Below are 9,338 nucleotides of genomic sequence, written 5' to 3' on the forward strand. Positions count from 1 at the left end.
TTCGGTTCCCAAACAGTGAAGCATCCCCCCCAGCCCCCCTTTGTAAGGGGGGAGAATATCTTTTCAAAGTCCCCCTTCGTAAGGGGGATTTAGGGGGATCTCTCCGGTTCTGAAGTCGCCATAAAAGCCTCGTGAAACGTGACTTCACCTTCGGGAAAATTTCCATTAAATGACAGGGCAAAAAAGACCTCTGGCGGCACGCCTTTATAACTGAGATCGGCAACATTCTCGAATCCAAATTTCGGATAATAATCCGGATGTCCGACCACGCAACATCCCTTCGCATTCAAACCCCTCAAACGCGACAGGCCTTCTCTGACCAGGGTTTTGCCGATACCTTGCCTTTGATGGGAAGGTAAAACGGAGAGGGGGCCGAGGCCGTACCAGTCCGGCGTTCCGTCGGAAATGACGACGGGTGAAAATGCGATGTGCCCGACGATTGAGTTATCCATTTCTGCGACGAGAGACACGGAAAGTGCTTCGGCGGCGCGGAGGGCGGTTATTATAAACTGTTCCGTATGTTGGCTGATCTCCAATGTTTTGAAGGCGGAGATAGTTACATCTGTTATAGCCTTCACATCGTTCTCATTTTCAGTTCTGATCATTAGTTTTTGATTCATAGGTCCCAACCGTCCTGTTGCCTATTACAAAATTTCCTCCCCGGCACAAATACCGGAGAGGAAAGGGTTTTATGTTAAAGAAAAATGGGCGATAATCGCTTAGGGAGCGAGGGCGTGGCCCCGCAGCAAGCTGCCCAAGGTTTTGGCGGTGATCTTCATCTGCACCAGGGGGTTTGCGGGGACGACAGTTTTATAGAGGTAGCTGTCGAATGTCATGCGCTGCACGTCGAGATCGGAGCACATTTCCACAAACGCTTCCCGACTCGCATCGGTGCGGTAGAACACCCGCTGCAGGATGTCGAGCACCAAATAGGTCATGCCGTACTGCTTATCCCAACGCTTGATATAAAGTTTCAAGTCATCTTCGGTGGGGATTTTCTGTCCGGCGTTGGAGGTTTCCACGATGGTTTCGGCGCACATCCGGCCCGACTTGGCGGCGAAGTAAATGCCTTCGCCGGAAGATTTGGTGACGGTTCCGGCGGCGTCTCCGACCAGGGCGACGCGGCCCACGACCCGGCGGGGGCGGGGATGTTCGGGGATGGGGTGGGCTTCCACTTTGATGATTTTACCGCCTTCGATACGCTGGGCGGCGCGGGCGCGGATGCCGGCTTGCAGCTTTTTGATCATCGCCTGGTTGACCTTCATGGTTCCGGTCCCGACGGCCACATGGTCGTATTTGGGGAAAACCCAGGCGTAGAAGTCGGGGGAGACGTCGTTGCCGACGTACATTTCGGCCCGATCTTCGTAGTAGGCCATTTTGTCTTCGGGGATGCGGATGCGCTCTTGGAAAGCGATCGCATAATTGTAATCCCCGGCGTCGATGGCCTTCGCCACGCGGGAGTTGGCCCCGTCTGCACCGATGACCAGATCCACTTTCAGGGTTTTGGCCGTTCCGACCGCTTTACCGCCGGAGTGGTCGTTATAGTGGATGGTGTAGGGGTCGCCAGTTTTGGTGGGAATTTCGAGTTTGTGAACCGTACCGTTGATCAGGTTGGCTCCCAGGGATTCGGCGCGATCGCGCATGAAGCCGTCGAGGACTTCCCGGCGGCACATCCCGATATATTCATCTTCATTTTCTAAATTGATGTCCACCTCGCGGTTGGAGGGGGAGATCATCTTCATTTTCCGAACCCGCCGGTCGATAATTTCGGGCGGCAGGTCGAACTCACTTACCATACACAGGGGGATAGCACCGCCACAGGGTTTGGCGTTATCCAGTTTGCGCTCGAATAAATAGGTTTCAATTCCAGCTTTTACCAGCGTTTCGGCCGCGGAGGAACCCGCAGGACCCGATCCGACAACAGCAACCCGTAGAGTCAAAGGTCCTCTCCCAAAATTTATCTCGTCAGTTACTAAGCCCAGATAGTAGCACGGAGTCAGTAAGCGGGGGGGCGTTCTTCTCAGAGTTGTGACGGATTGCAATAGAGCTTAACAGACCGTAACAATTTGGCGGGTCGGATGGGAAAAAAATTGACAATTGGCGCCCGATAATTGATAATTAGCCGTTTTTTCCCGGGCCCCCGTTTTCTGGGATACTGGAGGACGGGACACAATCAGGAGGCGATCGCGAACCCTATGGCATGGAACAACCCGGCCAAATCTGCCCCCACCATTGGCCAGCTACTCACCCAAATCCAGACATCGGGCCAATTGAGTTACGTCCAATATCTCCGGTTGATGTCGGCGATTTTGTCGGGAAATCAGATCGCCGACGCGGAACGCCACCAAATCAACCGCATTTTCGACCACGTTCAAACCGGCCGCATCACCCTCACTCAGAGTTAAATCAACGGTCCCCCCGTCGTTGTTGCGCTTTATGGCGATTACTATATCTATTGGCGATCCCCCTAAATCCCCCTTGAAAAGGGGGACTTTGAGGCGATTTTCGATTTTTTGACTGGATTACCTATTTCCCATTCCCTATTACCGATTACCGACTTCCATCCGCAGATTACACAGATTACACAGATTTTTCTCTATTCCCCATTCTCTTCGATCGCCTCTAATACCGATTTGGGGGATAATTTTCCTTTGAACCAGACGACTCGCGCCGGAATTCCGGTGGTTTTTACCCCCGCTTTTGCCAAATTTAAGCGCTCGGAAATGGCGAGGATTAAATGGTCGCAGTCGGAACGCCGCACCTGATAGAATTTCTTTTGCAGGTATTCTGGACGCCAATAGCCGACAATTTCTAATAAAAATACGCGGCCGTCGGGGTGCACCAGGCGAAAGTCGGGGATCATGACGCTGCCGGGGAGGGGAATTAAATCGACTTCCCGTTCCAGCCGCCACTCGGTTTTGAGGGACTGCCAGCGGTCTGCGAAGGACTGTTCGATCAGGCTGTCGTAGGGTTTGCCGGGGGGATAGTGGCTGACCAATTCGCACTCGGAATTGAGGGTGTATCGGCCGGTTTTGACGACGCGGGTGTAGGGATCTCGCTGCTGTAAGGTCGCTTGCAAACTCCACTTGGTGACGTGGAGTAATGCCGGGAGCATTTTTGCCAGGGCTAAACCGTAGCGGGTGCTGGGTTTGAAGAGGCTGGTGGGGCCGTCGAGGGTGAGGGTAAATCCGTGGTCGGCATCTCCTTCAATATAAGCCATGAGTTGAAATAATTTTAAGTATCGAAATAAAAGTTTATATTCTCCCGGATCGTTGCGATAGGCATTGATTTTGATCTCGCTGGCGCGGTAGAATATCCCTTGAACTTGGGAGAGATTGTAGCGGTGGATTAAGGCTTCGGGGGTGGGGGTATCGAATTGGGTTAAAATGCGGTTTTCGTGCAAGTCGGCATAGAGTCCAGTTTCGATTTCTGGGGGGGTGACATCTCGTTGGAGTTCTCGACTGAGTTGAACTGCCACTGCTTCTAAGGTTGTCCGAGTTGCAGGGGAGGACGGAACCCGTTTTGCGGCTTCTGAAAAAACCCGTTCTCGCAACTGTTGGGGTTCGAGGGGACTGACGATTTCAAAGGTGCAAAAGCTGCTGCGGAGGAGGTGGGCGAATCCCCGTTTGATGCGGTAGTTGGGGCTGTCCCCTTCGAGTTCTTGGAGTTGGCGGTTCAAGTCGCCTTGGGTGTGGTTGAGGCTGTTTTCAAACCGTCGGATGATTTCGGATGCGATCGCCAAATTTCCCGCGTCAATTCGCAGGCGGAGGGGGATGATGGTTTCTCCATTTTGTCGGTGACTGAGTAGATCCGTGGGTAACATAAAAAAGGATAGGGAATGGGGAGTGGGGAGTGGGGAGTTAGAGTTGGGTTGTACAGGGTTGATCGATATTTTTCAATTGTTATGCTGTCAATAAACGGGTAGAAATTATGAAACTTTTGAATCGCTTTTCATTGTCAATTGGTCAAATTTTCTCCTTTCTTTTTATGGCGGGAGTGACTCTCCTGCTGCTGATGTCCTTGGCGGGATATTTGGGCCGTTTTCACCTGTTATTTGAGTTGACATCCCATTTTCGGGTTCAGTACGCGATCGCCGCCCTAATTCCCCTGATCTATTTTACACTGCGACGACAACCCCGATGGATCGCGATTAGCTTGATTTGTCTGGCGATCAATTTGATGGAGATTGTTCCCTGGTATTTTCCGCAGCAATCTTTCGATAGCGTCAGTTCAAATACCCTGCGGGTGGCGGTGTCGAATGTCAATGCCAAGAACCGCAATTTTGACGCGGTGATTTCGTGGGTAAGGGAGGAAAATCCGGACATTCTGGCGATTGTAGAAGCCAATCAAGCTTGGCAAGAGGGATTGCAACCGATCCGCGATCGCTTCCCTTACCTGATGTTTGAAACCAGCCAAGATCGGCCGGGGATTGGCATCGCGCTATACAGCAAACTGCCGTTAAATAATGCGTCGGTTCAATTTATTGGAAATGAAAAAAGACCGACAATCGTCGCCAAACTGACCCAAAACAATCGGGAATTTTGGGCGATCGCGACCCACCCCACACCCCCGATCAGTAAATGGCTTGTTTCCGTCCGCAACCGACAACTGGAGGCGATCGCAAAATTTATCCCCACCTTGTCAGAACCTGTCATCCTCCTCGGAGATCTGAACATCACTATGTGGTCCCCCATCTACAAAAACACCCTGGGAAAAACCCGACTCCGCAACAGCCGCCGCGGGTTCGGAATCCTCCCCACCTGGCCGACTCGTAACCCCTATTTGCAGATTCCCATCGACCATTGTTTGGTGAGTCCGGAAATTCAAGTTTTGCAGATGCGACGGGGGCTAAATGTCGGTTCCGATCACCTGCCAATTGTCATGGATTTAGCCATCCATTAAAACGTCACAACGCTGCGAATCGATTTTCCTTCGTGCATCAAATCGAAGCCTTCGTTAATCTTTTCAAAGGGCAAAACGTGGGTGATCAAATCGTCGATATTAATCTTACCTTCCATGTACCAATCCACAATTTTAGGGACATCCGTCCGGCCCCTCGCGCCGCCGAAAGCCGTCCCTTTCCAAACCCGTCCCGTCACCAATTGAAAGGGACGGGTGCTGATTTCCTGTCCCGCCGGGGCGACGCCGATAATCACGCTTACCCCCCAACCTTTGTGGCAGCATTCCAACGCCTGACGCATGACATTGACATTGCCGATACACTCGAAACTGTAGTCCGCGCCGCCCTTCGTCAAATCCACCAAATAGGGCACCAAATCTCCTTCAATTTCCCGGGGATTGACGAAGTGCGTCATCCCGAATTTTTCGGCAATTTCTCGCTTGTCCGGGTTGAGGTCCACGCCGACAATCATATCGGCACCGACCATTTTCGCCCCCTGAATGACGTTCAATCCGATGCCGCCCAAACCGAAGACCACCACTTTAGAACCCGGTTCAACTTTCGCCGTATTGATGACCGCGCCGATACCCGTCGTCACCCCGCAGCCAATGTAACAAACCTTGTCAAAAGGCGCATCTTCGCGAATTTTTGCTACTGCAATTTCCGGCAATACTGTATAATTAGAAAAAGTGGAGGTTCCCATGTAATGATGGATCATTTTTCCACCTTGAGAAAAGCGACTGCTGCCGTCCGGCATTAACCCCTTTCCTTGGGTGCCGCGAATCGCCTGACAGAGGTTGGTTTTCATGCTGAGACAGTATTCACATTGGCGACATTCGGGGGTATAAAGAGGGATAACGTGATCGCCCGGTTTGAGGCTTTTCACCTCCGGGCCGACTTCTACCACGACCCCCGCCCCTTCGTGGCCGAGAATCGCCGGAAATAGCCCTTCCGGGTCGGCGCCGGAGAGGGTATAGGCATCGGTGTGGCAAATTCCGGTTGCTTTGATTTCCACCAAGACTTCCCCCGCTTTCGGGCCTTCGAGTTGGACGGTTTCCAGGCTGAGGGGTTGTCCGGCTTCCCAGGCGACGGCGGCTTTAACTTCCATGTTCCTTCTCTCGATAGTTCCTGTTTTTTTAGGGTATCAGAAAATGGCGAATCGAAACAATCGATTTGATCAAAATATTTCCCCCTTTGCGATGTCGAGTTTGATATCAGATATAATTGAAAGATGGAAACAGGCAAGATGCCTGTTCTACTATATTTAAAGAATGGGAATGCAAGCCAAGCAAATTGAGTGGTTTCATGGGGGGCGATCGCTGACGGCAATTAACGCCATTTTTCGACCCCAGTTTACCTTCGTGGATCTGTTCGCCGGCATCGGCGGCTTTCGGATCGCCCTGGAAGAATTGGGCGGCAAATGTTTGGGGTATTCGGAAATCGATCGCACGTCAATCCAAGTCTACCGAGACAATTTTATCCGATATTCCAATTTGGACGAAAAAGAGTTGGGAGATATTCAATTATTAAATAAACTCCCCTTTGATGTCGATATTATCGCGGGTGGTGTCCCCTGTCAACCCTGGTCGATCGCGGGAAAGTTGCGGGGTTTGAACGACCCGAGGGGACAGCTTTGGTTGGATACAATCAGGGTGATTACCTTGAATCAACCCAAAGCTTTTATCCTGGAAAATGTCCGGGGATTAACCGAACCCAGACATAAAGAACAGTTTGATAGTATCCTGGCTGCACTATCCGAGGCGAATTATGTCGTTAAATGGCGGGTTTTAAATGCCTTTGATTTTGGTTTATCTCAAGACCGCGATCGCGTGTTTATCGTCGGCATCCGGCGGGATATCAAAGGGGGGCAAAACTTCCAATTTCCCGAACCGTTAAATCGGCGACCCAAACTGTTCGAGTTTGTGGAGGGAGTCTCCAAGAAACCCGTCGTTAAAAAGAAGTTTTCGCCGCCGGTTTTATTTGGTGACAATATTCCCCCGTCTCGCGGGCGATTTCAAAAAACGGACGAACTCAACGATTTTTTCCTATTTTCCGACGTGCGAAACGGACAGACAACCATCCATTCCTGGGATTTGATCGCAACGAGCGATCGCGAAAAGCAGATTTGTGATATTATTTTAAAAAATAGGCGCAAAAAAATCTACGGCCCGAAAGATGGAAATCCGATCCCGTTTGACGGGTTGAAAGCGTTGATATCCGATCTGGAAATGGCGGAACTCGATCGCCTGGTTGAAAAGCGAATTTTGCGGTTTATCGAAAATCGGGGTTATGAGTTTGTCAATTCTAAAATCTCTTCCGGTATCGGCGGGGTGGCGAAAATCTATTTAGCCCACGCAGAGGCGATCGGCACTTTGACGGCGACGGGAACCAAGGTTTTTGTCGCTACCAAAACGTTTGATTGTCAGAATCCCGAGCGATATAAAATAGAATTTATTGAAAAAATCTACCGTCCCAAACATTATAAAGAAATCACCGCCCGGGATATGGCGAGACTGCAAGGGTTTCCGGAACCGTTTATTTTAGATAACAATCCCAGTCGGGCAAAAAAACAGTTGGGGAATGCCGTTCCCGTTCCGGTCGTCTATCATATCGCGCGATCGCTGTTGGTTTTGAATCCGTTTGGAAATGAGGTTCAAAACAGTTTTTAGTCGGGGGGAAGGTGCGATCGCGGGCGCTAAAGCGCAACAACGGTTATTAATATCCAATCCGCTTAAATATCCAAAAATCGATCCCCCCCAGCCCCCCCTTAATAAGGGGGGGATCGAGGGGGGCGGGTAAATAACCGGATCTGATATAACGTTTGTGGGCGCTAAAGCGCAACAACGGTGTGATAAAGTATTGGGAATCAATTAGCATTTGGTTTTCAACTGACGGCTATGACCCCAGAACCCGATCGCGCCCCGGAAAAGGAAACGGCGATCGCCCGTTTTTTCCAGTTTCGGCAACTGCAAACCGACTTCCGCACCGAAATTATGGCGGGGGTGACAACCTTCGTGACGATGGCTTACATCCTCGCCGTCAACCCGGACATTCTCTCCGCCGCCATCTTTTTAGAAACCCCCGGCGATCTGTTCGGAGAAATCGCGATCGCCACCGCACTATCGGCCGCGATCGCAACATTAATTATGGGATTATACGCCAAATATCCCTTCGCCCTCGCCCCCGGAATGGGGCTCAACGCTTACTTCGCGTTCACCGTCGTCCTCAAACAGGGAATTAGTTGGCGAGTCGCCCTCGCCGCCATTTTCATCGAAGGGTTAATCTTCATCGCCCTCACCTTCGGAAATATCCGCGCCCAAATTGTCACCGCCATCCCCGCCAGCATCAAACACGCCACCGCCGCCGGCATCGGCTTATTTATTGCTTATATCGCCCTTACAAACACAGGATTAATTGTCGCATCCGAAGCCACAACAACCGCCCTCGGCGACCTCAGCCAACCGGTTATTTTGGTCAGTTTGGCGGGAATTTTCATCACAGCCGCGTTTGTGGTCCGCCGCATCACGGGCGCCCTGTTGTGGGGGATTTTGGCGACGGCGTTGTTGGGGTGGATTTTGGCGATCGCCCCCTGGCCGGAAGCGGTGGTGGCTTTGCCTCAATTACCCGTGGATTTAGCGGGTCAGGCCTTCGTGGGTTTTAGGGAAATATTTCGAGGGAATTTTGGAGAATTATTGACGGTTTTATTCGTGTTTCTATTTGTCGATTTATTCGATACCGTGGGAACCCTGACGGGGTTGGGAATTAAAACCGGTTATATCGGCGCTGACGGCGAACTTCCCCGGGCGAGTCGGGCGTTTTTAGCCGATGCGGTGGGAACCACCGTCGGCGGCATTTTGGGAACCTCGACGGTGACGACTTATATCGAGTCGGCGTCGGGAATTTCCGAGGGGGGACGCAGCGGACTGACGGCGATCGCGGTGGCGGTTTTGTTCCTGCTTTCGACCCTGTTTATTCCCCTGCTGGCGGGGATTCCGTCTTTCGCCACCGCCCCCGCTTTAATCATCGTCGGGGTGTTGATGATGGGCGGCGTCCGTTACATCGCCTGGGACGATCCCGCCGAGGCGATCGCGGCTTTTTTGACCTTATTTATTATGCCCCTCAGCTATTCCATCGCCGACGGTTTGGCGGCGGGTTTGATCGCCTATCCGATTTTGAAAACCATGCAGGGCAAGTTTCAGGAAACGACCGTCGCCATGTGGATTTTGGCGGCGGTTTTCGTGTTGAAATTCGTGGCGATCGGCGGGTGAATGCCCTCACCCCCGACCCCTCTCCCAATTCTGGGAGAGGGGAGAATTTTTCAAGATATGTTACGAAATAATGCGCGAAAATCCTCTCCGTTCAAAGCCCCCAGAATTGGGGGTTTGGGGGCGAGATACAGCGCTGGGTGCCGGGAAAAAGCCCCCAGAATTGGGGGTTT

8 protein-coding genes are annotated in these 9,338 nt (G+C 51.7%); 4 read left to right on the plus strand and 4 right to left on the minus strand.

Features of this window, described 5'->3' with window-relative positions:
* Positions 1-89: 89 nt before the first annotated feature.
* Together LKE08_RS14960 and chlP are read right to left on the minus strand one after the other, a co-directional pair.
* The gene (locus LKE08_RS14960) at positions 90-620 is read right to left on the minus strand and encodes an N-acetyltransferase (RefSeq protein WP_324705040.1); all 531 of its coding nucleotides are present in this window, start codon (positions 618-620) and stop codon (positions 90-92) included.
* 99 nt (positions 621-719) lie between these two features.
* The gene (gene chlP / locus LKE08_RS14965) at positions 720-1,940 is read right to left on the minus strand and encodes a geranylgeranyl reductase (RefSeq protein ID WP_324705041.1); all 1,221 of its coding nucleotides are present in this window, start codon (positions 1,938-1,940) and stop codon (positions 720-722) included.
* A gap of 255 nt (positions 1,941-2,195) precedes the next feature.
* On the opposite strand from chlP, the gene LKE08_RS14970 reads away from it, so the two are divergent.
* Positions 2,196-2,405: a hypothetical protein gene (locus LKE08_RS14970; RefSeq protein ID WP_324705042.1), complete on the plus strand. Its 210-nt coding sequence runs from the start codon at positions 2,196-2,198 to the stop codon at positions 2,403-2,405.
* Positions 2,406-2,596: 191 nt separating this feature from the next.
* On the opposite strand, the gene LKE08_RS14975 is transcribed toward LKE08_RS14970, so the two are convergent.
* Positions 2,597-3,823, minus strand: a complete 1,227-nt coding sequence (locus LKE08_RS14975; RefSeq protein WP_324705043.1) for a DUF790 family protein — start codon at positions 3,821-3,823, stop codon at positions 2,597-2,599.
* A 164-nt stretch (positions 3,824-3,987) separates the two neighbouring features.
* On the opposite strand from LKE08_RS14975, the gene LKE08_RS14980 reads away from it, so the two are divergent.
* The gene (locus tag LKE08_RS14980; RefSeq protein WP_324705044.1) at positions 3,988-4,902 is read left to right on the plus strand and encodes an endonuclease/exonuclease/phosphatase family protein; all 915 of its coding nucleotides are present in this window, start codon (positions 3,988-3,990) and stop codon (positions 4,900-4,902) included.
* Here the strand turns inward: LKE08_RS14980 and LKE08_RS14985 are convergent.
* Positions 4,899-6,008, minus strand: a complete 1,110-nt coding sequence (locus tag LKE08_RS14985; protein ID WP_324705045.1) for an S-(hydroxymethyl)glutathione dehydrogenase/class III alcohol dehydrogenase — start codon at positions 6,006-6,008, stop codon at positions 4,899-4,901. The two genes, LKE08_RS14980 and LKE08_RS14985, sit on opposite strands and share 4 nt — an antisense overlap.
* 169 nt (positions 6,009-6,177) lie before the next feature.
* Between LKE08_RS14985 and dcm the strand changes: the two genes are divergently transcribed.
* Positions 6,178-7,569: a DNA (cytosine-5-)-methyltransferase gene (dcm, locus tag LKE08_RS14990; protein WP_324705046.1), complete on the plus strand. Its 1,392-nt coding sequence runs from the start codon at positions 6,178-6,180 to the stop codon at positions 7,567-7,569.
* 228 nt (positions 7,570-7,797) lie between these two features.
* Positions 7,798-9,168, plus strand: a complete 1,371-nt coding sequence (locus LKE08_RS14995) for an NCS2 family permease (protein WP_324705047.1) — start codon at positions 7,798-7,800, stop codon at positions 9,166-9,168.
* Positions 9,169-9,338: the final 170 nt, after the last annotated feature.

The sequence above is a fragment of the Lyngbya sp. CCY1209 genome, assembly GCF_035615495.1.
Taxonomy (GTDB): Bacteria; Cyanobacteriota; Cyanobacteriia; order Cyanobacteriales; family Microcoleaceae; genus Limnospira.

Coding starts and splice junctions, on each gene's coding strand:
- LKE08_RS14960 (WP_324705040.1), bottom strand. CDS start 620: ATGAATCAAAAACTAATGATCAGAACTGAAAATGAGAACGATGTGAAG.
- LKE08_RS14995 (WP_324705047.1), top strand. CDS start 7,798: ATGACCCCAGAACCCGATCGCGCCCCGGAAAAGGAAACGGCGATCGCC.
- dcm (WP_324705046.1), top strand. CDS start 6,178: ATGCAAGCCAAGCAAATTGAGTGGTTTCATGGGGGGCGATCGCTGACG.
- LKE08_RS14975 (WP_324705043.1), bottom strand. CDS start 3,823: ATGTTACCCACGGATCTACTCAGTCACCGACAAAATGGAGAAACCATC.
- LKE08_RS14980 (WP_324705044.1), top strand. CDS start 3,988: ATGGCGGGAGTGACTCTCCTGCTGCTGATGTCCTTGGCGGGATATTTG.
- LKE08_RS14985 (WP_324705045.1), bottom strand. CDS start 6,008: ATGGAAGTTAAAGCCGCCGTCGCCTGGGAAGCCGGACAACCCCTCAGC.
- LKE08_RS14970 (WP_324705042.1), top strand. CDS start 2,196: ATGGCATGGAACAACCCGGCCAAATCTGCCCCCACCATTGGCCAGCTA.